24 protein-coding genes are annotated in these 24,193 nt (G+C 52.2%); 10 read left to right on the forward strand and 14 right to left on the reverse strand.

The features are described 5' to 3' along the window. Positions 1-10 precede the first annotated feature (10 nt). A complete protein-coding gene (locus tag I4W93_RS15710; protein ID WP_205311745.1) occupies positions 11-229 on the reverse strand; it encodes a ribosome alternative rescue factor ArfA in 219 nt (72 codons plus the stop codon). A 255-nt stretch (positions 230-484) separates the two neighbouring features. Between I4W93_RS15710 and I4W93_RS15715 the strand changes: the two genes are divergently transcribed. The 3 genes from I4W93_RS15715 to I4W93_RS15725 all read left to right on the forward strand — a co-directional run bounded on the left by I4W93_RS15715 (position 485) and on the right by I4W93_RS15725 (position 4,491). Next, positions 485-1,978 (forward strand): winged helix-turn-helix domain-containing protein, encoded by a 1,494-nt coding sequence (locus tag I4W93_RS15715; RefSeq protein ID WP_205311746.1) that lies wholly within the window; start codon positions 485-487, stop codon positions 1,976-1,978. A 132-nt stretch (positions 1,979-2,110) separates the two neighbouring features. After that, positions 2,111-3,658, forward strand: coding sequence for an amidohydrolase family protein (locus I4W93_RS15720; protein WP_205311747.1), 1,548 nt, complete (start codon positions 2,111-2,113; stop codon positions 3,656-3,658). Next, positions 3,655-4,491, forward strand: a complete 837-nt coding sequence (locus tag I4W93_RS15725) for a S1 family peptidase (RefSeq protein WP_205311748.1) — start codon at positions 3,655-3,657, stop codon at positions 4,489-4,491. Before I4W93_RS15720 ends, I4W93_RS15725 begins: the two co-directional genes overlap by 4 nt. 109 nt (positions 4,492-4,600) lie before the next feature. Here I4W93_RS15725 and I4W93_RS15730 read toward each other — a convergent pair whose 3' ends face one another. The 8 genes from I4W93_RS15730 to ilvG form a co-directional block, all read right to left on the reverse strand. Continuing rightward, positions 4,601-5,620: a DUF1996 domain-containing protein gene (locus I4W93_RS15730; protein ID WP_205311749.1), complete on the reverse strand. Its 1,020-nt coding sequence runs from the start codon at positions 5,618-5,620 to the stop codon at positions 4,601-4,603. Positions 5,621-5,830: 210 nt separating this feature from the next. Continuing rightward, positions 5,831-7,246, reverse strand: a complete 1,416-nt coding sequence (locus tag I4W93_RS15735) for an ATP-binding protein (RefSeq protein WP_205311750.1) — start codon at positions 7,244-7,246, stop codon at positions 5,831-5,833. After that, positions 7,243-7,935 carry a response regulator gene (locus I4W93_RS15740; RefSeq protein ID WP_205311751.1) on the reverse strand — a complete coding sequence of 231 codons (693 nt, stop codon included), beginning with the start codon at positions 7,933-7,935 and terminating at the stop codon, positions 7,243-7,245. The genes I4W93_RS15735 and I4W93_RS15740 overlap by 4 nt, the downstream gene beginning before the upstream one ends. A 115-nt stretch (positions 7,936-8,050) precedes the next feature. Continuing rightward, the gene (locus I4W93_RS15745) at positions 8,051-9,301 is read right to left on the reverse strand and encodes a cytochrome-c peroxidase (RefSeq protein ID WP_205311752.1); all 1,251 of its coding nucleotides are present in this window, start codon (positions 9,299-9,301) and stop codon (positions 8,051-8,053) included. 316 nt (positions 9,302-9,617) lie between these two features. Next, positions 9,618-11,186, reverse strand: a complete 1,569-nt coding sequence (ilvA, locus tag I4W93_RS15750) for a threonine ammonia-lyase, biosynthetic (protein WP_205311753.1) — start codon at positions 11,184-11,186, stop codon at positions 9,618-9,620. A 634-nt stretch (positions 11,187-11,820) separates the two neighbouring features. Next, positions 11,821-13,671: a dihydroxy-acid dehydratase gene (ilvD, locus tag I4W93_RS15755; protein ID WP_205311754.1), complete on the reverse strand. Its 1,851-nt coding sequence runs from the start codon at positions 13,669-13,671 to the stop codon at positions 11,821-11,823. Between the two features lie 51 nt (positions 13,672-13,722). After that, complete coding sequence (gene ilvM / locus I4W93_RS15760) at positions 13,723-13,977, reverse strand: acetolactate synthase 2 small subunit (RefSeq protein ID WP_205311755.1); 255 nt, start codon at positions 13,975-13,977, stop codon at positions 13,723-13,725. Next, a complete protein-coding gene (ilvG, locus tag I4W93_RS15765; protein ID WP_205311756.1) occupies positions 13,974-15,629 on the reverse strand; it encodes an acetolactate synthase 2 catalytic subunit in 1,656 nt (551 codons plus the stop codon). The genes ilvM and ilvG overlap by 4 nt, the downstream gene beginning before the upstream one ends. A gap of 366 nt (positions 15,630-15,995) precedes the next feature. Between ilvG and I4W93_RS15770 the strand changes: the two genes are divergently transcribed. Continuing rightward, on the forward strand, positions 15,996-16,238 hold the full coding sequence (locus I4W93_RS15770; protein WP_173501724.1) for a DUF1289 domain-containing protein: 243 nt from the start codon (positions 15,996-15,998) through the stop codon (positions 16,236-16,238). A gap of 17 nt (positions 16,239-16,255) precedes the next feature. Here I4W93_RS15770 and I4W93_RS15775 read toward each other — a convergent pair whose 3' ends face one another. Together I4W93_RS15775 and I4W93_RS15780 are read right to left on the reverse strand one after the other, a co-directional pair. Beyond that, entirely contained in the window at positions 16,256-16,498 is a 243-nt protein-coding gene (locus I4W93_RS15775) for a GlsB/YeaQ/YmgE family stress response membrane protein (RefSeq protein WP_205311757.1), read from the reverse strand. After that, entirely contained in the window at positions 16,498-17,091 is a 594-nt protein-coding gene (locus I4W93_RS15780; RefSeq protein WP_224673498.1) for a 4'-phosphopantetheinyl transferase family protein, read from the reverse strand. The genes I4W93_RS15775 and I4W93_RS15780 overlap by 1 nt, the downstream gene beginning before the upstream one ends. A 143-nt stretch (positions 17,092-17,234) precedes the next feature. On the opposite strand from I4W93_RS15780, the gene I4W93_RS15785 reads away from it, so the two are divergent. Genes I4W93_RS15785 through I4W93_RS15810 form a run of 6 tightly spaced genes read left to right on the forward strand, consistent with a single transcriptional unit; the run spans position 17,235 to position 21,578 of the window. Continuing rightward, positions 17,235-17,633, forward strand: a complete 399-nt coding sequence (locus I4W93_RS15785) for an ApeP family dehydratase (protein ID WP_205311759.1) — start codon at positions 17,235-17,237, stop codon at positions 17,631-17,633. Beyond that, entirely contained in the window at positions 17,626-18,513 is an 888-nt protein-coding gene (locus I4W93_RS15790) for an ABC transporter ATP-binding protein (protein ID WP_205311760.1), read from the forward strand. Before I4W93_RS15785 ends, I4W93_RS15790 begins: the two co-directional genes overlap by 8 nt. Continuing rightward, positions 18,510-19,697, forward strand: a complete 1,188-nt coding sequence (locus I4W93_RS15795) for an ABC transporter permease (protein ID WP_205311761.1) — start codon at positions 18,510-18,512, stop codon at positions 19,695-19,697. The genes I4W93_RS15790 and I4W93_RS15795 overlap by 4 nt, the downstream gene beginning before the upstream one ends. After that, positions 19,679-19,945 (forward strand): acyl carrier protein, encoded by a 267-nt coding sequence (locus tag I4W93_RS15800; protein ID WP_205311762.1) that lies wholly within the window; start codon positions 19,679-19,681, stop codon positions 19,943-19,945. Before I4W93_RS15795 ends, I4W93_RS15800 begins: the two co-directional genes overlap by 19 nt. Next, entirely contained in the window at positions 19,942-21,033 is a 1,092-nt protein-coding gene (locus tag I4W93_RS15805; protein ID WP_205311763.1) for a beta-ketoacyl synthase N-terminal-like domain-containing protein, read from the forward strand. Before I4W93_RS15800 ends, I4W93_RS15805 begins: the two co-directional genes overlap by 4 nt. Next, the gene (locus I4W93_RS15810; protein ID WP_205311764.1) at positions 21,033-21,578 is read left to right on the forward strand and encodes a hypothetical protein; all 546 of its coding nucleotides are present in this window, start codon (positions 21,033-21,035) and stop codon (positions 21,576-21,578) included. The genes I4W93_RS15805 and I4W93_RS15810 overlap by 1 nt, the downstream gene beginning before the upstream one ends. 30 nt (positions 21,579-21,608) lie before the next feature. Here the strand turns inward: I4W93_RS15810 and darH are convergent, their stop codons facing one another. From darH to I4W93_RS15825, 3 genes are read right to left on the reverse strand one after another with little or no spacing between them, the layout of a single operon-like run. Further along, a complete protein-coding gene (gene darH, locus I4W93_RS15815; RefSeq protein WP_205311765.1) occupies positions 21,609-22,607 on the reverse strand; it encodes a BtrH-related acyltransferase DarH in 999 nt (332 codons plus the stop codon). Position 22,608: 1 nt separating this feature from the next. Next, positions 22,609-23,025: a DarG family dialkylresorcinol biosynthesis protein gene (locus I4W93_RS15820; RefSeq protein WP_205311766.1), complete on the reverse strand. Its 417-nt coding sequence runs from the start codon at positions 23,023-23,025 to the stop codon at positions 22,609-22,611. Then, on the reverse strand, positions 23,015-24,175 hold the full coding sequence (locus I4W93_RS15825) for a beta-ketoacyl-ACP synthase III (protein WP_205311767.1): 1,161 nt from the start codon (positions 24,173-24,175) through the stop codon (positions 23,015-23,017). The genes I4W93_RS15820 and I4W93_RS15825 overlap by 11 nt, the downstream gene beginning before the upstream one ends. Between the last annotated feature and the right edge of the window lie 18 nt (positions 24,176-24,193).

The raw sequence follows: 24,193 nt of genomic DNA on the forward strand, positions 1-24,193 counted from the left end.
CGTAATTTGGTCAGTATCTTCGTGCTAAGTTGTAATTTAGACTTAACTGCTGCAGCATTGAAACAACAAGGGCGTAATCTTTTGAATTACGCCCTTTTCGGTTGTAGGAGCCTTTGCCTTTTTTCGCCTTAACCGCGCGAGTTTGAAACAACTTACTGGTGACTAGGGCCTTTATCGCATTATCGCGGATCTCGCCGCGGCCATGCTCGAACGCCGCTGGTTTACTCATCTTGCTACTCCTGTTGAAAAAACGCGCAACGTGTAACTGCGCTCTTGGGTCTTAGTAAGGGGGATAAGTTCAGTGTGAAACAGAAATTGCAAAAGTTGGCATGGCGGCAATTCGCATCCTGCATAAATCAATGAATTATCCGTCACACCTTTAGCAGTTTATCCGTTGCAGTGAAGCTGCTATCTTAACCGCTAATTGGCCTGCAGGGCAAAACGCCCTTGCTGTTAGCCAGATGGATGCCTCAAGGAGAAGTGCTTGTCAGAACAGCCAGCCTGCATTGCATTTGACGATCTCAGCGGTAGCGTGACGGTGAACGGCGTCAGTTACAATTTGCGGCCCAAGACCTATGAATTGCTGAAGTTACTGGCGTCTGCGCCTGGCCGGGTGTTTAGTAAGGCGGACATTTTAACCGCAGTCTGGCCTGATACCGTGGTAGAAGAGCAGGCCATTTTTCAGTGCGTTAATGAAGTTAGAAAAACCTTTGCTGCCACGGAGGCGATTAAAACCTACCCGCGCAAAGGCTATGCCTGGGTATTAGCGGCGGAGCCAACCGCAGCGGCAGTAGCTGGTAAAACGGCCTCACAGCAGCCGCCGCTATGGCCCGTGTGGGTAGCAGCTACGCTGGTGCTGGTAATCGCACTGAGTGCATGGCTTAGCGTGAGCGACCGCAAAGCCGCGCCAGCCAGCACGATGCAAAGCGGCAAAACACTGCTGGTGCTGCCGGTTAACGTGCAACAGCTGGACAGCAGCCAGCACTGGCTACGCTACGGCGCTATGGATGCGTTGATCCAGCAATTGCAGACCGATAAACAGCTAAACGTGTATCAGCTGGCCGATGTGCTGGCCATTTTACAACGCTTGCCGGCGGCGGCAGAGCCTGACATCAGCGCGTTGTTTGCCGTATCCGGTGTCAGCGAAATAGTACAGCTGGAACTAACCGGCGTACCGGGTGATTACCATCTGCTGTATACCCTGTACCGGCCGGACAGTCGTAATAAAGGTCTGCTACATAGCAACCGTATTGAGCAAGGGCTACCTTTGTTAGCACAACAGCTTAGTACGGCGCTGGCGGGTCACCCGGCGGCCGCACCAGGTTTTGATCAGCAATTTCAAAATGATTTACTGGCAACGGCGCTAACGTTTCTGGCTGCTGATGAGTTAGATTCAGCCCGGTCATTTATTGAAAGCGCGCTGGTAAGCGAGCCAGACCATGTATTTGCCCTGTATTTACTGGCCGGTATTCATCTGCAGCAACAGCAGCCGCAAAACACCCTGACACTGAGCAAACGGGCTTTGAGTCTGATTGGCGCCAACCCATCGCCGAACACGTCACCCTATCACGCACGTTTACTGTTCCTGCAGGGTACCGCCCGGCTGCAGCTTGGCGAGCTGACCGCTGCCGCGCCGCTACTCACTGAAGCTGCCGCTCTGACGTACCGCGATCAGGACTGGTTGTATTATGCTTACAGCCAGGCAATGGCGGGCAACAATGCTTTGTTGCAACGCGATTTCGCCACAGCTTACCCCTTACTCAGCACGGCACTGCAGTATCAGCAGTTGTTGGCGTGCCCGCAGGGAATTGCTCAAAGCCAGCTCGATCTGGCCAGCTATTTTTTGCTGACAGAGCAACCCGAACAGGCACAGCAGTACCTGCAGCAGAGTAAACAGCTGGCCACCCGCCAGGGGCTGGTGAAGCTGTTACCGGACATTGCCCATCTGGAACTGGCACTGCAGCAACAGCCGTTATAGCACCGCACTACGCCATTTATAGCTAACTTATAGTCAACTTAGAGCGCTCTTTAAGGACTGTCGCAGTGACATAACCGACACTCAGTGCCAGGCCGGGTAAACGTTACCGGGCCATCTATGAAGGTCAACCCGATGTCATACTCAGCCTGCGCTTTAGTGCGGCTAATCGCCTGCTTGCTACCGTTAAGTATCGCCAGTGTAACGCAAGCACAGCAGCCCCCTGTCAGCGCTATACCCCCTGCGACGAATACGCCCTTGGCGTTCAGCGGCGCCAATATTGTCTCCGCTCAGTTAGCCCAGCCGGTGCTTAATGCCAGCGTGCTGGTTAAAAACGGCCGCATTGTTGCGCTGCAACCTGCTGACGCGGCGATACCGGCGGAATATCAACATCTTGATGTCAGTGGCAAATGGCTGCTACCGGGCTTGATTGATGGCCATGTTCACTTGGCGCAGTCGGGTGGAGCTTTTACCCGGCCAGACATCATTGCTGCCGAAGCCGTATTGCCCTATCAGCAAGATCAGTTACAGCTGGCCATCGCCTTACCACAGCTGCTGCAAACCTATGTGATGTTGGGTGTAACGGCAGTATTTGATATGGGCGGCCCGGCCGCGCGCCTGCCGCTTTATCAGCAACTCAGTCAAAACCCCACTATGCCGGCTATTTACGCCGCCGCCCAGCTACTGGCACCGATGGCCGTACCGCCACTTAGCCCGCATGACGGTGCAACATTCAGCCAGGCTACCTCGGCAGCACAAGCGCTGGCGCTTACTACCGCACAATTACAGCAGCCAGCTGCAGTGCTGAAGCTGGTATGGAGCCATGAAACCGGCCTTAACTCTGAACAACTGACACTGTTGTATGCCGACGCTATTGCGCAGGCCAAGGCGCATGGCCGGGTAGTTGCCGTGCATGTAGAAGAACTGGCTGCTGCCAAAGCCGCCATGATTGCTGGCGCCGATATACTGGTGCATGGCGTGGTGACAGAGCCACTGGATGCAGAATTTATCCAACTGGCGCTAAAACACCAGGTTAGTTATATGCCTACCCTGAGCGCATACCAGCACTATAAAGAAATCTTTCTGCAACGGCTTAGCTTTAGTCAACTGGAGCAACAAATGGCCGATCCTGGCGTACTGGCGTCGTTTGCATTACTGAAGCAACACAGCACTAAAACCGGGCAACTGTTTCAGCTACTAAGCCACTATAGCCAGTTTATTGATGCGCCAGCCACCAGCCTGGCCCAACTTAGCGCAGAAGAGCAGGACATCGTCGCGCAGCTTAGCCGGTTGTTTTCTAACGTCAGCAGCAATATTCAGCAACAAAACCTGCTACAAGCGCTGGCTGGCGGTTTAAATGTGGCTTTTGGCACCGATGCCGGCAACCCCGGCACATTACATGGCTTGGCGATTATCAGAGAAATGCAGGCCTGGCGCGACGCCGGTGCCAGTAATAGCCAAATTTTCCGCGCCATGACATTGGGTAACGCCCGGGCGCTGCGGCTCGACACCACTATCGGCAGTATCAGTGTTGGCAAGCAAGCCAATTTTATTATTCTGCCGCAGAACCCGTTGGCAGCAGACTATCGCTTTGCCTTGCCGGAACGGGTAGTGCAACACGGCCAGTTGGTCAACTTCACTACAGCAGACCATGTTGTTACCAACAGCAAGGAGGCCTTATGAACCTGTCGCGGCTGTTTGTTATAGCGGCAGCAGCCCTGCTGTCGTGGCAAGCCTGTGCCATTGTTATCCGCCATGATGTGGCCGATCAGCAGTATTGGGCCACGACGGCGGACTTTCCGCCGCTGGCAACGCTATACACCATTGGCGTGCACGGCAGCCTGATTGCGCCGCAATGGATAGTAACCGCTGCCCATGCTGTGTTCTGCGTTGAACCCGGCGCGCATATCCAGGTAGGCGGTCAACAGTTTGCGGTCAGTGCCGTGTATGCCCATGCCGGTTACCGACTGGATAAAGACAATGATATTGCCCTGATTAAATTACAGCAGCCGGTAACGGCATTAGCGGCTGCCCGCCTGTATCGCGACACCGATGAACAGGGCCAGGCACTGTGGTTTATTGGCGCCGGTGCCAGCGGCAATGGCAATACCGGACAGACCATCTCGTTAAAACAAAATAACGGCCAGTTACGTAAAGCGCAAAATACCGTGCGCAGTACCTCAGCTACCGAGCTGTTTTTCCGCTTTGATAAAGGCAACAGCGCCTTGCCGCTGGAGGGAGTATCTGGCAATGGCGATAGCGGCGGGCCGGCGTTTATCCGCCGTGGCGAGGACTTTTATCTGCTTGGCGTTAGCTCCAGAGCAAACTCCTGGTTTAAGGCGGTGGGTGAATACGGTGTTGAGGAAGCCTATAGTCGCATTTCGCACCATGCCGGCTGGTTGGAGGCGGTGATGGCAGAGAGCCCGCAGCAGCTGACACAGCACACTACGCAAAACCGCTTTATACCACCAGGCACCGCGGATCTGCCGCAACTGTGCGCCAGGCTAAACTTTTAAACATCCTGCGCTAAATAAGTGGTGAATTTGTCTGTTTGCTGAGAAGGAAAATACTATCTAAAGTATTTTCAGGGGCTGCTATGGCAGCCCCCTGTTTTGTCAACACGCCCTAGTAACCCATACCTTTATTCACTATCGGTACATCATTCTGGCTACCGGGGCGGGTGCCTGTTAAACGATAACCGTTAGCCAGGTTGCCGTCGTGGCAATCCAGCCGCTGCCTAATGCAGCCGTCTAACACCGCCTGCAAGGCTTCTGGATGCCAGGCATTGAACCAGTCGCCGTGTAACGACATACCACCTGGTGTCGTGGTACTTACCTCATACATATCTGAGGCAAAACGCCAGCCCCGGCTGGAGCGGCTTTGTGGATCGTACACTTCGGGTTTTACGCCATAGGCATAATGAAAACTGACACGGATAATAGGCACCGGATGACTGGCAGGGCACACTGTGCCATTTGGCCCACCAGTATTTACCGGATACGCCAGGTGGCTTTTGTGATCAGCTGAGTCAAGATCAGTGCCGTTCCAGCAACTGGGGAAAAAGATATCCATTCGCAGTCGATCAGGCGCTGTACATTCTGGAATACTGGCGCTCCAACGCGGATTAGTCGCGTCACTTGATTCCCAAGATTGGCAGTGCCAACGCACAATCGACGTGTCCTGCTCCATACCAGGCATCCCCATATGACTGCCGGCAATCATCTTTAACCCCAGCGGTATAGGTTGAATTGACGATAAATCATCAACACCGGCCGAGTAATAAAAAATTTCGTGCGCTTCATCATCGCCGCCTACCACTGCCGGCACAATTTGCCACGCCGGATCGCCACTTTCATCTGTCAGACGTTGACTGGTTTGCGGGTCGTACAAAGGTGCCAGTAATGCTGGCACCCAATAGGCTGAGCGGTTTAACGTATTCCCCTGACAACTAGACTCGCCGCTGGTAAAAAGTGAAGCGATATCGCTGTTTTCATCCAGCAAGGTATTACCATAAAAGCGATGCAGGTGGGCTGCATCTTTCTGGCCGGGATACACTATAGGATCGTTATAGCCAGAGTGAGACAAATCACAATTTATCCGCATAATGCCGCGCCAGCTATTGTCATTGGTTGCGTCCGGTTGCACGGTAGTTGCTATCAGCTCCGAGTGCACTGAGCTGAAATAAAGGGGCCGACACTAACCACAAACAGGATTTCATAGATTACTCCTTATACGGAAAATGCCAGAGACTCTGCTGCCTTAGTTTAAGCAGCGAACAGACTCTCTGACCAACCTGTTTATTGTAAAGCGGAGAGTGTCAGATGTGTGTCAGCACAGCGCAAAGTTACGTAAAGCTTATGACACAGGCGGACGATCGGCGATTAGCAGCGGGAGTTTCAGCGTTACCCGCAGACCCGACGGAACTCGATTCTCGGCGCCAATGTCGCCTTTATGGGCAGCCATAGCCGCCGAGGCAATCGCCAGCCCAAGGCCGGTGCCACCGGTCTCGCGGTTGCGGGCGGCAGAGGCACGATAAAAGGGCCGGAATACTGCCCGCAGGTCTTTTTCTGCCAGGCCGGGGCCGTCATCAATCACCGTCAGACTGAGTATGCCGTGTGCTTGGTTACACTGCAGACTTACCTCTGAGCGGGCATAGCGCAGGGCGTTTCTGAGTACATTCTCCAAAGCGCTATGCAGTAAACGATGATCAGCTTCTATCACCAAGCCGCGTGGAAAGTCGCATGTGAAATGGGTTCCTTTTTCTTTGGCTTCAAAGCTAATATCTTCACACAGTGGATCGAGCACAGTTTCCAATTGCATGGCCTGTAATTCAATAACCTGCTGTGCAGCATCCATTTTGGCTAAGGCCAGTATTTGTCCAAGCATGGTGTCAATACGGTTAGCTTCTTTTTCGATGCGTTTCAGTTCTGGAATAGGCTGCTGCTCTCGCTGATAAGCAATACCAATGGCAACCTGCAAACGAGCCAGCGGTGAGCGCAGTTCATGGGAGATATCTGCCAAAATACGTTTTTGGCTTTCAACCATCGCCTGTAACCTGGCTGCCATATCATTGAATTCCCGCCCCAGTTCGCCCACTTCATCACGCCGTTGGGCGGCATAATCAACACGACTGGCCAGATCCCCGCCTGCCATTGCCCTGGTTGCTTGAATAAGCTTACCAATTGGGCGTGAAATGGACCAGGCGAACCCAAAACACAGCGCGCCACTTAAACATAGGAGTATAGCTATAAGCACATAAGGCATTTCACGGATGCGCATTAACAAGTCTGGTGGTTGCATCTTGCCTGCGAACAGCAGAAAATTTTGGTCATTCAGCGTCAAAGGCAGTGGGCCGGTAAACTGCCAGTGCAGGCTGTCAAGTTGCAGCATTCCTTGCTGCTCACTGAGCAGTAAAAAGGGCTTCAGTTCAAACCTTCTGGGCAGCGGGAAACTGCTAATAAAGCGTTGCTCTGATACTGACAGCAGCAACAGATCGGTCTGACCACGGGTGCCCAGGCGTCGCAACAGGGCGGGCAGCGGCAGCACCTCGCCACTACCACGATGAAACAGGCTATTCAGCCGTGCACCTGTCTCTTGCAATAGCTTTATTTGCCCGGCATCGGCTTGCGAGTAACGTAGTTGTTCACTTAAATGACGAGAAGCCAGTAAGGTAGTGATAACAATGATTATCGCGCTTATCCAGAACCATAAAAATATGCGGCCAAACAAGCTGTTAGCAGGGTTAAGCCGTTGCCAGCGGCTGTAGCTCATGCTTGCTTCACCAATATATAGCCAGACCCTCTGATGGTTCTGATGATATCTTGCGGTTGAATATCAGCCAGTTTGCGGCGAACGTTGCTAACATGCATATCGATGCTACGGTCAAAGGGGGTCAGTTTACGTCCCAGCACCTTTTCACTGAGTTGTTCTTTACTCACGAGTTGGCCAGCATGCGCCATCAATAGCTGTAACATGCTGAACTCGGTACCCGTAAGGATTAACATTGTGTCGGCCAGCTTGGCTTGTTGTGCAGAGGGATCCAGATAAAGATCATTAACCCGAATGGGCTGGCTTTGTGTCAGCGTGGGCAACTGCTCCAGCCGACGCACAATGGCTTTAATTCGGGCCGAGAGCTCTCTGGGGTTAAAGGGTTTAGGTAAATAATCATCGGCGCCCAGCTCAAGCCCAAAGATTCGATCGAAGTCATCGCCTTTGGCAGTCAGCATTATTACTGGCGTCATGTGGGTACGGCGTAATTGCTTGAGTACCTCGAATCCATCGAGCTTTGGCAACATTACATCCAATAAAATCAAGTTGAAATGCTGGCTGCTTGTCGCCATTTCCAGCCCCTGCTGACCATCATGAGCGATAGTTAGTTGATATCCCTGTGGAGTCAGAAAGTCTGTCAGTAATTCCGTCAGCTCATAGTCATCATCAATCAACAATAGGGAAGTCGTCATAGGCTTTAATCCAGCTATCTGTCTGCGCTGATACTAACGCTGCCTTGCTATTTAAAACAAGGCCTCCGGCAGACTTTACACAAGTTTTACAGTGCTATTTCGTTACGCCGTAGGCTCAGCGAAATGGGTCGCTAAACTTTTCGTCAATCAGCATCGCCTCATCGGTCAGCGTATGCATAAACGCCAGTAAGGCGGCCTTTTCCTCTGCGCTGAAATTGAAATTGTTAACTTGTCCATCGCTGCCCAGCAAGGGTGGTTGCAAGTTTGGATGCCGCTGAATACCACTGCTGTAATGTTCTATCACCTCTTCCAGCGTGGCAAAGCGGCCATCATGCATATAGGGCGCAGTAACCGCAATATTACGCAAAGAAGGCGATTTAAATCGTCCACTGTCACGTGGATCCCCTGTCGTTTCCGCCAGGCCAACGTCTTCGCCAGACTGAGCATCCAATCCATTCACCGTGGCCGATGAGTTGCCCAGAGGCCCGCCGGGTAACGGTCCGGTAAAGGCCTCACTGCTATGACAACCCGCACAGCCAACTACGTTACCATTTCTAACTTCTTTAGCCAGATAAAATAAGGACTTACCCTGATTTTCCTGCGCTGTAAAGGCAGGGAAATTATCCAGAGGCGAAGCCACTTCTGCCCGTGCTGTATCATATTTTGAGCCGGTGCTCACCATAGCCCTGATAAACTGTGCCAGAGCATCGGCAATGCGGCCACTGGAAATATCGGCATCACCAAAGGCTTGTGCAAACAAGGGCGGATAATAGTCCTGCTGACGCACAATCTCTTCCAGCTCTGGCAACACCAGGCCCATTTCCACCGGGTCCTGAAATGGCATTAGTACCTGCTGTTCCAGCGTACCAGCCCGCTCATCCCAGAAAAACCGCCCATTAGCATAAAACCGGGCATTGGTCAGGCCCATGGAGTGCCTGCGGGTTTCACCACCGTCAAAGCCGACACTAAGGGTTCTGGCATCGGAAAAGCCATTTACCTGAGCATGGCAGGATGCACAGGCCACCGTGCCGTTAGCACTTAGCTTTTTATCATAAAACAGCACCCGGCCCAGCGTAGCACCAGCATCAGTAACCGGATTGTAGACCGGGGTATTGTCAATATTGCTTGCGGCATACTGAAAAGGCATCTGTGCAGGAAAATCATTCTGGGTATAGTGGGCAGGCAATTCTATCTGCGCATAGTTATGTGGGGTTTGCGGAAGATTAAGTGCGGCCAAAGGATCAGGGGCTGTACCAACATTCGTTTCTGATTCGGCAATAGGGGTTTGTGCCTGTTCACCACCGCAGGCAAACAGGAATATTGCGCTGGCCATAGACAAAGCAGCTTTAACATGTTGATATTTCATCACTATATTTCCTGAGCATTTTCTATTTAATACTGTTTTGACAGCACGGGTTGGTCAAAAGAGGCATAGGTTGTAGAGTCATTCTACCTGTTCAAGCGTCAAGAACTGCCAGCTGCATGTAAAGCCTTGTAAAGATGCCGGATCTACGAAAGTAGTAGAAAGTGGAGAAAGAAGGTGGTCTTTAAATGATGCTGCAGTGTTCCTACAGCAATCCAGATGTCGCGTGATGTCAGCAACAGGCAAAAAAAGTAAAGTATTTGTCAGTGCACGGCGCTGGTGTTGTGGTCTTAACAACAGCACAGCGCTGCCAGGCAACCTAACCTGCAGTTAAAAACGTCTGGTAACTGCGATTATGGCTGACCTGCTGATACTGGTAACCCAACTTATCCAAATAGGCAGCAATATCATCATGGCTGGCGGCTTCAAAACCAGCCAGCACATCACCGGTGGCGGCGCCGTGGTTACGGTAATGAAACAGCGTGATATTGCAGTGCTCGCCCAGGGTATTTAAGAAATTCATCAGTGCGCCGGGGTATTCCGGAAAGTTAAACTGGTACACCTGCTCCTGTAACTGCCGTGGTGGCATACCGCCGACCATATGCCGCACGTGTAGCTTGGCCAGCTCGTCGTCGGATAAATCCTGATAGTCGTATCCGGCGTTGCTAAGCAGCTCTTTTACCGTGTTCAGCTCCTGCTGGCCGTGGCGTAGTTTAATACCAACAAATATATGCGCCTTGTGATCACTGGCATAGCGGTAGTTGAACTCTGTAATCGCCCGCCCGCCCAGGGTTTGGCAAAAGCGGCGAAAGCTGCCTTTTTCTTCCGGTATGGTAACGGCAAACACGGCTTCTTTTTTCTCGCCCAGTTCACAGCGCTCAGACACATAACGCAGCGTATCAAAGTTTAAATTAGCCCCGCTTAACACAGCAGCAAACTGCTGTGGCTTGCTTAGCGTGCTGTTTTTCAGCTGCTGGCTGTACTTTTTTAAACCCGCCAGCGCTAAAGCACCGGCCGGTTCGGCTACGGCGCGTAAGTCATCAAATATATCTTTTATCGCCGCGCATATTTCATCACTGCTTACGGTAACTACTTCATCACAAAAACGTTTTGCCAGATTAAAATTCTCTGTGCCGATGCGTTTTACCGCCACGCCGTCGGCAAATAAACCCACCCGCTCCAGCGTCACCGGCTCGCCAGCCGCCAGCGCAGCTTTTAAACAAGCGGCGTCTTCCGGCTCTACGCCGATAACTTTAACATTCGGCTGTATGGCTTTGATATACACCGCCATACCGGCCATTAAGCCACCGCCGCCAACCGGAATAAACACCGCATTTAGCTGGTTATGCTGGCTAAGCAACTCTTTGGCCACCGTGCCCTGGCCTGCGATAACGTCGCAATCATCAAACGGTGGGATATACAGCGCGCCTTCGCTGTTGGCCAGGTTAATGGCGTAGCTGTTGGCCTCGTCAAAGGCAGTGCCGTGCAACACCACATTGCCGCCCAGCGCTTTCACTGCGGCGACTTTGATTTCCGGTGTGGTGATAGGCATAACGATGGTGGCGTTAATGCCCAGTTTACTGGCCGATAACGCTACGCCCTGGGCATGGTTACCGGCCGAGGCGCACACCACACTGGCTTCGGGGCTGTGCTGTTTTACTTTATGCAGTTTATGAAAAGCGCCGCGCAGTTTAAACGAGTATACCGGCTGTTTGTCTTCGCGTTTTAGCAGCACATTATGGCCCAGGCGCTGGCTGAGTTTAGTCATGGCATCCAGCGGGGTTTCTACCGCGGCCTGATATACCGGCGACAGCAAAATTTCACGCAGATACTGCTGCATCAAGTCGGTATCTGTTTGCTCTGCTTGTACTGTTGCCAGGTTACTCATTATTGCTCCGGTTGTATTAATTTACTGCATACTCTCAAGCGAAGACCAGAAACTGCTAAACAAGGCGTCTCCGGCAGGGAAGCCGGAGAGACAAATTCGTCAGGAACGAATTTGAACTGCGCCAGCAGCCCTTCGGGCAAGCTCCATGGAAGGAGCTTGTAACCCTACAGGGACGTATTTACGGCGTCCTTGTGTGCAGTTTGTGGTCGTAGCCTGCAACTCAGGTTCATACTCAGCGCCAAGGAAATACTTTCTTCGCCGCCTTCAAGGAGCACATCCCTGTGCCCTCTCAGCCTGCGCGGCATCCCTGCCGCTGCTACGAAAGTACACCTTGTCCCTTCGTCTCAAGTCTTGCTGCTTGTGCCATCCGGCAAACTTAAGTTTCAAGCGCAGACAGGTAACAACTAAGCGGGGCCTCTCCAGCAGGGAAGCTGGAGAAGAGTTTACATGGACGTATTTACAACGTCCCCGCGTGATGTTGCCTGTCGTAGCCTACAAATCCAGTTCAAGCTCACGGCAAGGAAATGCTCTTTTCGCCGCCTTCTACAGCACGTCCCTGTGCTGTCTCAGCCTCCGCGGCATCCCTGCCGCTGCTGCAAGAGCACACCTTGCCTATCGCCTTACGTCTTGCTGTTTATTCTTCTAACTTAGACAAATCCCGCACAGCACCTTTATCTGCGCTACTGGCCAGCAAGGCATAAGCTTTTAACGCAGAGCTAACCACTCGCTGGCGGCTCTCTGGCTTCCACCCCAACTTACCTTTGGCATCCATCGCGGCACGGCGCTGCACCAGCTCGTCATCGCTGATAGCAATGCCAATTTTGCGCTGCGGAATATCAATTTCGATTTTGTCGCCTTCCTGCACCAAGGCGATAGCACCGCCACTGGCGGCTTCCGGTGACACATGGCCGATCGACAAACCCGAAGTGCCGCCGGAAAACCGGCCATCTGTGATCAAAGCACAGGCTTTACCCAAGCCCATCGACTTTAAGTAACTGGTTGGGTAAAGCATTTCCTGCATACCCGGGCCACCTTTGGGGCCTTCATAGCGGATAATTACCGCATCGCCGGCCACGACTTTGCCTTTTAAAATGGCGTCTACCGCATCGTCCTGGCTTTCAAAAATGCGCGCGCGTCCGGTAAAGACTAAGTTTTCCGGCTCTACTCCGGCGGTTTTAACAATACAGCCTTGTGGCGCCAGGTTGCCAAACAACACCGCCAAACCGCCATCTTGCGAGTAAGCATTTTCTTTGCTGCGAATACAGCCATCAACACGGTCGTCATCCAGTGTCGGATAACGGCAATTTTGCGAAAAGGCCTGGGTAGTGCGGATACCGGCCGGACCGGCCAGATACATTTGTTTAGCCTCTTCATTGCCGCTGGTTTTGATATCCCATTGCTCCAGCACCGCGGCTAAACTACTGCCTGCCACATGCGGTACATTGGCGTTTAACAAACCGGCGCGGTTTAGCTCGGCCAAAATGCCAATAACACCACCGGCGCGGTGCACGTCTTCCATATGGTATTTCTGCGTTGAAGGCGCTACCTTGCACAAATGCGGCACTATGCGCGATAAGCGGTCGATATCAGCCATACCGAAATCGACTTCCGCTTCAATTGCCGCGGCCAGTAAATGCAATACGGTATTGGTCGAGCCGCCCATGGCGATATCCAGCATCATGGCGTTTTCAAAGGCGGTTTTATTGGCGATATTGCGCGGCAAGGCGCTGGCGTCATCATGTTTATACCAGCGGTTGCACAGCTCCATTATCCTGAAACCGGCCTGCACAAACAGCTCTTTGCGGTCTGCGTGGGTCGCCAGCAGCGAGCCGTTACCCGGCTGGCCCAAACCCAAAGCTTCAACTAAACAGTTCATTGAGTTGGCGGTAAACATACCCGAGCAGCTGCCGCAGGTCGGGCAGGCGCTACGTTCAATTTGCTCGCTGTCGCTGTCGCTTACTTTGGGGTCGGCCGCCGATACCATGGCATCGACTAAATCCAGCTTGATGATCTGATCGGATAATTTTGTTTTACCCGCTTCCATCGGCCCACCAGAGACAAAAATAGCCGGTACGTTTAAACGCATCGCCGCCATTAACATGCCTGGGGTAATTTTGTCGCAGTTAGAAATACACACCATGGCATCGGCGCAGTGGGCGTTGACCATATATTCTACCGAGTCGGCGATCAGCTCGCGCGACGGCAGGCTGTACAACATACCGCCATGGCCCATGGCAATGCCGTCATCCACCGCTATGGTATTAAACTCTTTGGCAATACCGCCGGCATCTTCAATGCTTTTTGCCACCAGCTTGCCTAAATCGCGCAGGTGCACATGGCCGGGTACAAATTCGCAAAATGAGTTTACTACCGCAATAATCGGCTTACCAAAATCGGTGTCTTTTACGCCGGTGGCACGCCAAAGGGCGCGGGCACCTGCCATATTGCGGCCTTCGGTAACGGTGGCGGATCTTAACTTTGGCATTGCGGTACTCCGTGTATTCGGTAAATAAAAAAGTATAGGTTTAATTCAGTGTTATGCGCTTAGTACAGCCAGTTCGGCTGATACCAGTTCCAGTTGCTGCACGTCATACAGTTTATGCAACTGGCTGGTTAATAAATGAATGGGCTTATCACCACTAACGGTCAGTGTAATATTCAGGCTGTTGGCATCACTGCGCGGGGTCAGCTGTAACCCGGCTAATTCATAGCCGCGATAGCGGGTAACCTGCAACAGGCGCTCAACCACGGCCGGGGTGTTAGTGGTGGTAATGTTCAGTACATGGTTCATGCTTTAGCCTCCGTGATCATCTCTTCATTAGCAGCACCCGGCGGTACTAATGGCCAGACGTTGTCTTTATCGTCAATACATACATGCAGTAAATAAGGTCCTGGCCAGGTAAACATGGCTTCCAGTGCGCTTTCGACTTCGTCTTTTCGGGTAATACAGTGGCCCGGTATGGCAAAGGCGGCGGCCAGTGCAACAAAGTCCGGGTTGTCGGATAAATCGGTTTCGCTGTAGCGCTCGTTAAAAAACAACTGTTGCCACTGCTTTACCATGCCTAAGCGCTGGTTATCGACAATGACAATTTTTACCGGCAACCGAAAACGTTTAATGGTCGCTAACTCTTGCACGTTCATCATAAAAGAGCCGTCACCACTAACGGTGATTACTGTGTCTTGTGGCCGGGCTAACTTGGCGCCAATTGCCGCCGGCAAACCAAAACCCATAGTGCCCAAGCCGCCGCTGGATAAATGGTTACGCGGGCTGCTAAAACGCATATGCTGCGCTACCCACATCTGGTGCTGGCCGACATCACAACACACCACGCTGTTATCCGGCATGCGCTCGCTTAATTGTTTTAACATCAACGGTGCATAAATACGCTCGCCTGGGTGGTCGTAACGCCAGCCATGTTGCTGCTTTAACTGCGCACAATGGCTAAGCCACTCGGCGCAATCAGTGCCGGCCGATATTGCCGGCAAAATCTGCTTCATATCACCCAGCAGGGCTGCATCAGCGAAGCGCACCTTGTTTATTTCGGCCGGGTCGATGTCGACATGGATAACCCTGGCGTGCGGCGCGAATTTTTGCAGATTTCCGGTAACGCGGTCATCAAAGCGGGCGCCCAAACAAATTAATAAGTCACACTGCTGCACCGCTAAATTCGCTGCCTGGGTGCCGTGCATACCCAGCATACCCAAATAGTGCGCGTTGTCTTTAGCAACCGATCCCATGCCTTTTAAGGTGGTAACCGATGGCATAGGGTTAGCGGCTAAAAACTGTTGCAGCTGTGTCATGGCGCCGGCCATATGCACACCACCACCGATATAAGCCATCGGCTTTTTCGCTGCAGCTATTAACGCACGCGCCTTGCCGGCATTGGCCAGCGAGGTATAAATTGCTGCAGCTTTGGCCGCCGTTGCCGGCTCGCGGTGATACGCAATTTCTGCCAGCTGCACATCTTTAGGGATATCAACTAACACCGGGCCAGGGCGGCCACTTTTCGCAATGGCGAAGGCTTCATGCAGCGTGGCCGCCAGCTCGTCTACGCTGCGCACCATAAAGCTGTGCTTGGTCACTGCCAAGCTTAAACCTAATACATCAATCTCCTGAAATGCATCGCTGCCCATCACCGCTTGCGACACCTGGCCGGTAATGGCCACTACTGGTACTGAATCCAGCATCGCATCGGCCAGTGAAGTGATTAAGTTAGTTGCACCCGGACCAGAGGTGGCCATACACACACCAACCTTGCCAGAGGCTCGGGCATAACCGATGGCTGAGAAGGCGCCACCTTGCTCATGCCGGCACAGGTAGTGTTTTACGTTGCTTTGATACAGCGCATCGTAAATCGGCATAATGGCACCGCCGGGGTAGCCGAAAATGGTATCGACCCCGTGTTGCTGCAGCACCTGTAGTACCAATTCTGCGCCTTTCATGTTCTGTCCTCTTGCCCTGGTTAAATTTTCTAACGCCCTGAAACGACAAAACCCCCGGTCCTTGCGGAGCGGGGGTTTTGTTGGAATTCGCTGTTACGCTACTTTTTTTCCAAAACACCGCCCCCGCGGAGATTAATAATCACCACGACCACGAGGACAATAATGTTCAGAACAGCAGCTAAACGCATAATATGATTCTTACTTATCTACTTGGTTAAAAATTATTTTAGTTATATAGCCTGCAAAGCAGACTGAATTGCTATTAGAAATAGCCGTCTATCAGTCTGAAGTCAACAGGTTTTTCTGATTTGCTAAAAATTTATTCCGTGTAAACTTAAACTATTCATTAGCCAGCGTGGTAGCAGCGTGGATCAGTTAGAGCTGTTTGAACTGCCCAACCCTTGTATCGGTGTGTGCCAAAGCAACAGCCGCGGCTACTGTATTGGCTGCTTACGCTCGCGTGATGAACGCTTTAACTGGCACGCTAAGCCGGTGGAAGAGCGCGCACATATCTTAAAGCTGCTGTCACAGCGGCGCGCCAGATTAAATGCGAAAGCGAAAAAGGATAACGACTCACCCACAAGTGGTGAGTCACTGGAGTTGTTTTAAGCCGCTTAAAAATGTATCTAGGCTTTTTTAATCAAGCCAATTAAAAACAGCAGCACCACCGCACCGACGGTGGCGGTGATCAATGAACCAATAAGCCCATATGACGCCAAGCCAACGGCACGAAATAAAAAACCACCAATAAAAGCCCCCACTATGCCCACAACCATATTGCCCAAAATACCGAAGCCACGGCCTTTCATTATCTTGCCAGCCAACCAACCGGCGATGGCACCGATAATTAGAAACAGAATAAAATTCATCACAAATCCTCAGTTATTGTTAACCCAGCATCGGCGTGCTGGTAGGTTAAGCAAAGCATAAAACCGTTTAATGGCAAGTAATGTGTTGGTAAGTCAGCCGGTAAGCTATGCCTAAGTACCTGCAATAATGGCACGGCGGAGTATTTGCTATAAGCTTCCGCGGCCGTCCAGCGTTGATAAAACGCTAATTGATCAGTGGCACCTGTCAGCGCTGGGTATTCGCGGCTGAAATCATCAGTATTGCGTGGTTTCAGCTGCTCTATATCTAGCCCTAGCTTATTAGTGCGGCTGACAGCCACAGCGATAGCCTGTGCCGAGTGACTGATTGATAGCTGCCACAGTTCGCTGCACACCTTTAATGCCGGCGCAGCGTCGGACGGTAAGCTAATGTCTGCGTTAGCCGGAGAAACACCCTGATACCGCAGCAACAATTGCCGCGCTAATGCCCGGCCATTACAAAACTGTAGACTGCGCTTTGTGCTAAGGCTGTTGGCATACTGCCATTCCGTATCCGTCAGGCTACTGCGGCACTGTGCTTTGGGCCTCAACTGCAGCCGATAACCAAGCCAAATCATCTGTCGATCTCTGTCCATATTGCGCTAAATACGCCGCAGCATACTGTGAAGCCCTTTCCTTGTCACACCCCTAACCGGTGTTGACGATAAAGCGCTAGCAGTGACAAGGCGTAGTTGCTGCGGTAAACTTGCCACTTTTGTGTTGCAGAGCCACTGAGCCTTTGAATCGTATCGCTATAGAACAGTTATTACCTCATCGTGGCACTGCGCTATGGTTGGATACAGTTACCCAATTGAATGCTGACAGCATTAGCGGCCAAACCGTTGTTGGTTGTCTGGGGCAATACGACCATAACGGTAACAGTCACCTGCTGTACGAAGCTGCCGCCCAGTTGTGTGCGGTGCATGGTGCCCGCCACGCGGGTAGTGCCAAGAGCGCCTATGTTGCTAAAGTACAACAGCTGCAAATACATCAACACTATAGCGCCACGCTGGCAGTCACAGTGCGCTGTCAGCTGCTAAGCCAGAATCAGGCCGGCGCGCTGTATCAGTTTAATCTTTACCAGAATTCACAATTGCTGCTTAGTGGTAATTTATTGGTGGTAATTGAATATGCTTGAATTATCAGCAGTACATTATGCCTATCCGGGCGCCGATTCTGCTGCGTTGCAGAATATTAGTTTATCGCTGCACGCTGGCGATATTGTTGGTGTGCTGGGACCAAATGGCGCCGGCAAAACCACGCTATTTTCTTTGCTCAGTGGCTTAACTCAGCCCAGTCAGGGCCAGTTGCGCTGGCAACATAATACGATACGGGTAGGCTTGGTACCGCAACATCTGGCGTTTTATGGCCAGTTGAGCATCGCGGAAAATCTGGCGTTTTTCGCAGACATCTATCAGCTAACTGGTGCACTACGGCAGCAGCAAATACAACTGGTAATCGCGGCCTGTGATCTGAGTAGCCGTCTGCAGCAGCGCGCGGCGACTTTGTCTGGCGGCTGGCAGCGGCGGCTAAATTTTGCCATCGGCATTTTGCGCCCGGCAGAACTATATTTGTTTGATGAAGCCACCGTCGGCGTCGATGCGCAATCACGCCAACAATTATTAGCAGCTGTTCAGCAGCTGGCTGCTGCCGGCAAAACGCTGCTTTACACCAGCCATTATCTGCAAGAAACCGAACAAATTGCTAACCGCATCCTGATACTGCAGCAGGGTAAATTGCTACTCGACACGCCACTAAACCAGCTGGCAGCAACTACCCGCCAACTGATACTGCAATGGCCAGAGCAGGCACCAACAGGCTGGGCGTCTTTGCTAGTCGAGCTAAGCTTAACCGCCACACCGCTAGCCAAAGGCGAACTGATTGCACTGCAAAATGAGCAACAATGGGCGCGACTACAGCAGTTTATCGTTATGCAATCCTGGCAGCCGTTATGGTTGCACTATGGCCCACCGTCGCTAGAACAACTTTATCTGCATGTTAGCGGAGGCCAGCTATGAGGTTATGGGCATTACTGGCCAAAGAGTGGCGCTTATTGCGGCGCGACGTGCATGCCGTGGCGGTGTTATTTTTAATGCCACTGACCTTTGTGTTACTGATGGCATTTGCCCTGTCTGATTTAAATGCCGGTGTGCCCGCCGTTGCCAGCGTTAGCCTGAAACAGCAGGCAGATGACCACAACAGCCGCTTTTTTGCCGCTGCGCTTAAGCAACAGCTAACAATATTGCCCGATAACCAAGATAGCTTAGTTAGTGTCATCACCAGTGCTGACTTTACTGATTTGTTACAGCAGGAGAGCGACACGCCGACGCCACAATTACAGCTGCTTTTTAACGCCAGCACACCGCCAGTGCTGCGCCAACAGGTGCGCTCTGCGGTAACCCTGGCGTTAGCGCAAACCCGGCTACAGGCTTTTTTACGCACCAATGACATGCTATCTGACGAACAAAGCCTGGCTGAACAACTGGCGATAGTGCGCCAGCAAACCGACAGCACACTAGACGAACAGGACACCGGCAGCCAGGGCCAGCTGTTACCACAAGCCAATGCCAGCCAGCACAGCGTGCCGGCCTGGTTAATTTTCGGCATGTTTTTCGTTATGCTGCCGATGGCTAATACGCTGCTATCGGAGCAACAAAGCGGCACCTTGCTGAGATTAAAATCGGCAGGTCTACCGCCGTTGACCCTGGCGCTGGGCAAATGTTTACCGTACTTTATGATCAATTTGTTGCAGTTTAGCCTGCTGGTATCGGTCAGTTATTGGTTATTACCACTGCTCGGCCTGGCACCGCTGCAGTTAAACGGTAGCCCGCTGGCCTATCTGCTACTCGCCTGCAGCATAGCGCTGTGCAGCAGTAGCTTTGGCTTTTTTATTGCCAGCCTGGTGCGCAGCAATGAGCAGGCGCTGATGCTAAGTGGCGGCTGCAATATTATTCTTGCTGCCATCGGCGGCATTATGGTACCCAAGGCTGTCATGCCCGAAGCCATGCAGCAGGTTGCCGCGTTATCACCGATGAGCTGGGCGCTGGACGGTTGTCTGGCATTATTAACCGGTCACGGCGCTATTACCGATATTGCCCCGGCAGCCGTCAAACTGCTGCTATTTGCCTGTGTCAGCTTTGTGCTGGCGTACTTTATTTTTCAATACAAACTGAGCCGGATAAAATGGACCGCACTTTATTAAGCGAACAATTAAAACACTTGCTGGTAATCGAATGTGACAAGGAAGACGAGCTAAACTGGCAGGATATTCGTAACGACGAACCATTATTTGGCAGTAACAGCCGGCTGGATTTAGACAGCTTAGACGCACTGCAATTAAGTTTGGCAGTGCAAAAACAATATGGTGTGCGCATTGAAGGTGCCAACCAGGGCCGTAAAGTACTGCACAGTATCGACAGCCTGGCCGATCATATCCTGGCCAGCGCATGACTCCGGTTTACCTTAGCCAGCTGCAGCTGCAATCGGCTTTAGGTGGCACGCTGGCTCAAGCGGCCAGCGGCTATATTCAGGGCAAGTTGCCTACGCTAATGTCAGACAACGCGGCGTTGCCGGGCGGTTATTTTGCCGTTGACGCGCCGAAACAACACTTGCATAACCGGCTGCAACAGTTGCTGCAAAGCACACTGAATGCTGCCGAACTTAACGCCGCAGATTGCCTGCTGCTAGTGGCTTCTACGGCGCTGGATGTTAGCCTGCTGGAGCAACGTTTAGCGCAAGGCGAAGCGTTAAGTATGGCGATGTTACCGGCGTTTGACGACTTTGCGGCCAGCATCAGCGCTACGTTTAATTTTGCTGCCATTCGTATAATTAACACCGCCTGCACCAGCGCTGCCAATGCGTTGTTGTATGGCCAGCGCATGTTACAGGCCGGGCTGTATCAGCGGGTGTTGGTACTCGCTTTTGAACCGCCGGGCAATATTACCCGCACTGGTTTTAGTGCCTTAGAGCTCACCAGCCATAGTGGTCAGTACCGGCCGTTTCATCCACAACGTGACGGCCTGATCCTCGGAGAAACCTACGCCACCGTTATATTGAGCAGCACCGCGGATAAAGCACCACAGGCAGTATTGCTCGGCGGCTACAGCGCCTGCGACACCCACAATATTACCACTACGGCTGAAGATGGCAGCCATATCGCCGCTGTGATGCAGCAAGCGTTGCAGCAAACTGCTCTACAAAGTAGCGATGTTAGCCTGCTTAAACTACACGGCACCGCGACAGCGGCAAACGACAGCGCTGAATACAACGGCGTTATGCGGGTATTTAACCAACCATTACCCGCATTAACGGTATTAAAGCCGTACCTTGGCCACACCCTGGGTGCCTGTGGTTTATCTGAGTTAGCGTTATTATTCGCCGGCTTGCAACAGGGAGCATTGCCGGCGTTACCCTATGCCACAGCTGCCAGCCTACCCTTTAGCCCTGCGCCGCAGCACATTGCGGCGCAGGCAGTGATCATGGCCAACTTTTTTGGCTTTGGCGGCAATAATGCCAGTTTACTGTTGAGGAGCTGCTGATGTTCAGCGTCATTGCACAACATCAATTACAGCTGGATGCCAGTACCAGCGATAAAGCATTGAAGCTGCAGCTGAGTCAGCATCTAAGCCAAATGCCGCGCCGGATGGATCGGTTGGCACTGCTAACCTTGTTGTTGGCGCTGCCTTTTCGTGGCCAGCTTAAGCCTGGTTGCGGCATTTATCTGGCGGCCGACTATCCCTCCCTAGCCAATATGTATGCTTTACTCGACACTGTAGTGGTACAGCAGCAACTACCGAAACCGTTTGAGTTTGTTAACAGTGTCAGCAATGCTGCCTGTTTTTATGCCGCGCAAATGTTGCAGCTGGATGGCCCGAATATGTTTATTGGCGCAGGCCGCGAACCCTGGCAGGCGCTGGCCGAACTGGCGTACGCCGATTTACACTGCAATGTGGTGCCAGAAGCACTTTTGATCCGCTGTTTACAGGGCAACAACCAGCTAAGTGGCGAGGCGGTGCAGCTGCGAGCGGGTAACTGGCAACCGGCGCAATGGCAATTCAGCGAGTTTGCCACTGCACCGCGCTAGTGCACGTTCGTTTATACGGTGACACCAAGCTTAGAAACCGCTGCGACTCCAGGCGGCCAGTTGTTGCATTAACTCACGCTCATGCTGCGCCAGCACGCGCAGTGATGCCGCCAGCGGCGCAAAATCTGTGTTGGCCTGTTTGGCTTTGCAGTACTGCACCAGCTGCGAAGCAAAACCGCGCCAGCCATCACCGATCTGCGTCATCTCATTAGCCGCTTGCTGCAATAATGGTTCATTCAGCTTGTCAGCAGCCTCTTGCAAAAACGACGCGTACATAAAACGAAAGCCTGCCCCACCGGTGCCAATTTCTTCTTGCATCCGCACTATATGCGTCAGGTAGAGCCGGTTATATTTCACTGCTGCTGGATCTAACCTGGCAATTTTATTTGCCAGATGCAAAATGCCGCGCACGCCAATCCAGGGTAACGGCAACCCATCCAGAATACGGCTGGTCGCCTTAATACTTTGGCGTATTAAGCGCGGCCAGTTTGGCTCAGCTGGCGTATTACCTAAGGTATACATTAAACCTTTTGGCGCCAGCGCCCCTTTGGCAAAGCGGGCTTTAGTCAGCGCAGCGGCATCGCACTGCACGACGTCTTCAAATACCGGATCACTAATAAGATAGTTATCCTGCTGTTTGCCATACACCAGTAAATTATGCGCATTAAAATGAAAACGCATTTCTGCTGGAAAATATGGTAACCAAAATACGCTGGTTTGCAGCCCTACCGCCTGTTGCTTTGCTAAGGCTTGATCTAACGCCTGCTGACCCGCAGCGGCATTACTAAAGCGCTGCGTCTGTATGGCCAGCCCCAGGCGTTTATTTAAGGTATTAATAATATGCTTTGGCGGCATGCGGTAAGCAATCAGTGGCATGCCATTCAGTTTGATAATAGGCAAATAGGCAAAGGCCAAAGCTGACGACAAGCCGAACACCATCGGCTCACTAATAGCAAAGCCGGCATTGGTTAGCAGGCTGGACATCACACCGCTTTCGCAATGCGCACTTTGTTGGTGGCTAAAAGTCATATTATTCCTGCTGATTGCCAACTGACTGATACGCTAGCAGCTGAGCCAGCGGCACGGCCAGCGCGTCGCTGTAACGTTGTAGTATTGCCTCCGGTAAGCGCCGATAGCGGGCCGGGTTAAAATGACGTCGGATGCGCCAACACCAAAAACCGCTGACCTGACTTAGGCCGGCTTCATCCAGTCTCGCCTGATACATTAAAAACGGCAGTGGTGACACCAACCCTTGCTGCCATTGCAGGTACGCCTGCTCCGCTTGCTGTTGCAGCGTTTGCACTGCCAGCTGGGTTGCATAAGCTTCGGTATCCCAACCACTGCTCTGGCTTGGCGTGTAACGGCCATCGTCCGTAGTCACATACAGCAGTTTTTTATGGCCGCCGTAGCTGCTGCTGTCGTGCTGCGGCACTTCGTTAAGCTTCATGGCCTACCACTTCTAGTAACATAAAAGCACTGGAGAAACGGCCACTCTCCGGGATGTAACACAGAATTGTCTCGCCTGGTTGCAGGCGGCCGCTGTGAAACAGCTCTTCGAGCATAATAAATATTGAGGCTGAGCCGGTATTGCCTTTGCTGGTCAGATTGGTAAACCATTTACTTTGCGGGATAACAAAGCCAACATTCTCAAGCCCCTGCAACAAACGATCACGGAAGTATTCTGACGAATAGTGTGGCAAGAAATGATCAATCTGTTCGCTTTGCAGTGGATGTTTTTGCAACACCCGCCGCAGTGCTTGCTCTACCGTCACCGGCACTATGTTGTCGTTTAACAGTTTAACATCCTGTTTTACCGCCATAACCGACTGCTCTGCGCGGCTGTCAGCGTCAAAGCGGGTCCAGCCCTGCAGGCCACTTTCAGTGTGTTCGGCGCCGGCGTACATGCAGGCCGGTAGCTGGTTTGCAAACGACATCACTTCGATCCAGTGAATGCGCAGGCTCAAGCCATCGGCGGCCGGTTCATTTTGCAGCCAGACAGCGCCTGCACCATCTGACAACATCCAGCGTAAGAAATCTTTTTCAAACGCCAGCTCTGGCTGCTTGCCCAGCTGCGCTAGCTTGACATCAGCTTCGGCACTAAAGTTACGCGCATGCATCATATTTGATGCCACTTCTGAGCCGCAAGCCACAGCATTGCGACTGTTGCCGCTGGCGACACTCATCCAGGCGTACTTCAGTGCAGTAATACCACACAGACAAATACCAGCAGTCGCCACCACTTCACACGGTGGGTTGCCCAGTTCACCATGTACCATTACCGCATGGTTGGGCATCAGTTGATCCGGCACTGAGCTACTAGCGGCTAAACATTCAATGCTGTTTAACCGTTCTGGCGTCTGACACAGCTTACGGATCGCGGCAGCAGCCAGTTGGGCATTATTCATGCCCGGCTCACCACTGACAGGGTCAATTACATAATGCCGCTGCTTAATACCATTGCTGCGCAGTATTAGCCGCCTGGCACGGGAAGGCTTGTCGCCAACCAGCCCCAATCTGGCTTCCATTTGCTCATTAGACACCGCATCAAACGGCAGCTCGGCTGCAATGCGACTGATATAAACCGGGTGTATCGACATCAAATTCCCTTCATCTCA

The organism is Rheinheimera maricola, assembly GCF_016918075.2.
In the GTDB taxonomy this organism is placed as follows: domain Bacteria; phylum Pseudomonadota; class Gammaproteobacteria; order Enterobacterales; family Alteromonadaceae; genus Alishewanella; species Alishewanella maricola_A.

Bases quoted from the DNA above. Each gene is read 5' to 3' on its own strand.
- I4W93_RS15710 (WP_205311745.1), bottom strand. From the start codon at position 229: ATGAGTAAACCAGCGGCGTTCGAGCATGGCCGCGGCGAGATCCGCGAT.
- I4W93_RS15720 (WP_205311747.1), top strand. From the start codon at position 2,111: ATGTCATACTCAGCCTGCGCTTTAGTGCGGCTAATCGCCTGCTTGCTA.
- I4W93_RS15725 (WP_205311748.1), top strand. From the start codon at position 3,655: ATGAACCTGTCGCGGCTGTTTGTTATAGCGGCAGCAGCCCTGCTGTCG.
- I4W93_RS15735 (WP_205311750.1), bottom strand. From the start codon at position 7,246: ATGAGCTACAGCCGCTGGCAACGGCTTAACCCTGCTAACAGCTTGTTT.
- I4W93_RS15740 (WP_205311751.1), bottom strand. From the start codon at position 7,935: ATGACGACTTCCCTATTGTTGATTGATGATGACTATGAGCTGACGGAA.
- I4W93_RS15745 (WP_205311752.1), bottom strand. From the start codon at position 9,301: ATGAAATATCAACATGTTAAAGCTGCTTTGTCTATGGCCAGCGCAATA.
- ilvA (WP_205311753.1), bottom strand. From the start codon at position 11,186: ATGAGTAACCTGGCAACAGTACAAGCAGAGCAAACAGATACCGACTTG.
- ilvD (WP_205311754.1), bottom strand. From the start codon at position 13,671: ATGCCAAAGTTAAGATCCGCCACCGTTACCGAAGGCCGCAATATGGCA.
- ilvM (WP_205311755.1), bottom strand. From the start codon at position 13,977: ATGAACCATGTACTGAACATTACCACCACTAACACCCCGGCCGTGGTT.
- ilvG (WP_205311756.1), bottom strand. From the start codon at position 15,629: ATGAAAGGCGCAGAATTGGTACTACAGGTGCTGCAGCAACACGGGGTC.
- I4W93_RS15775 (WP_205311757.1), bottom strand. From the start codon at position 16,498: ATGAATTTTATTCTGTTTCTAATTATCGGTGCCATCGCCGGTTGGTTG.
- I4W93_RS15780 (WP_224673498.1), bottom strand. From the start codon at position 17,091: ATGGACAGAGATCGACAGATGATTTGGCTTGGTTATCGGCTGCAGTTG.
- I4W93_RS15790 (WP_205311760.1), top strand. From the start codon at position 17,626: ATGCTTGAATTATCAGCAGTACATTATGCCTATCCGGGCGCCGATTCT.
- I4W93_RS15795 (WP_205311761.1), top strand. From the start codon at position 18,510: ATGAGGTTATGGGCATTACTGGCCAAAGAGTGGCGCTTATTGCGGCGC.
- I4W93_RS15800 (WP_205311762.1), top strand. From the start codon at position 19,679: ATGGACCGCACTTTATTAAGCGAACAATTAAAACACTTGCTGGTAATC.
- I4W93_RS15805 (WP_205311763.1), top strand. From the start codon at position 19,942: ATGACTCCGGTTTACCTTAGCCAGCTGCAGCTGCAATCGGCTTTAGGT.
- I4W93_RS15810 (WP_205311764.1), top strand. From the start codon at position 21,033: ATGTTCAGCGTCATTGCACAACATCAATTACAGCTGGATGCCAGTACC.
- darH (WP_205311765.1), bottom strand. From the start codon at position 22,607: ATGACTTTTAGCCACCAACAAAGTGCGCATTGCGAAAGCGGTGTGATG.
- I4W93_RS15820 (WP_205311766.1), bottom strand. From the start codon at position 23,025: ATGAAGCTTAACGAAGTGCCGCAGCACGACAGCAGCAGCTACGGCGGC.
- I4W93_RS15825 (WP_205311767.1), bottom strand. From the start codon at position 24,175: ATGTCGATACACCCGGTTTATATCAGTCGCATTGCAGCCGAGCTGCCG.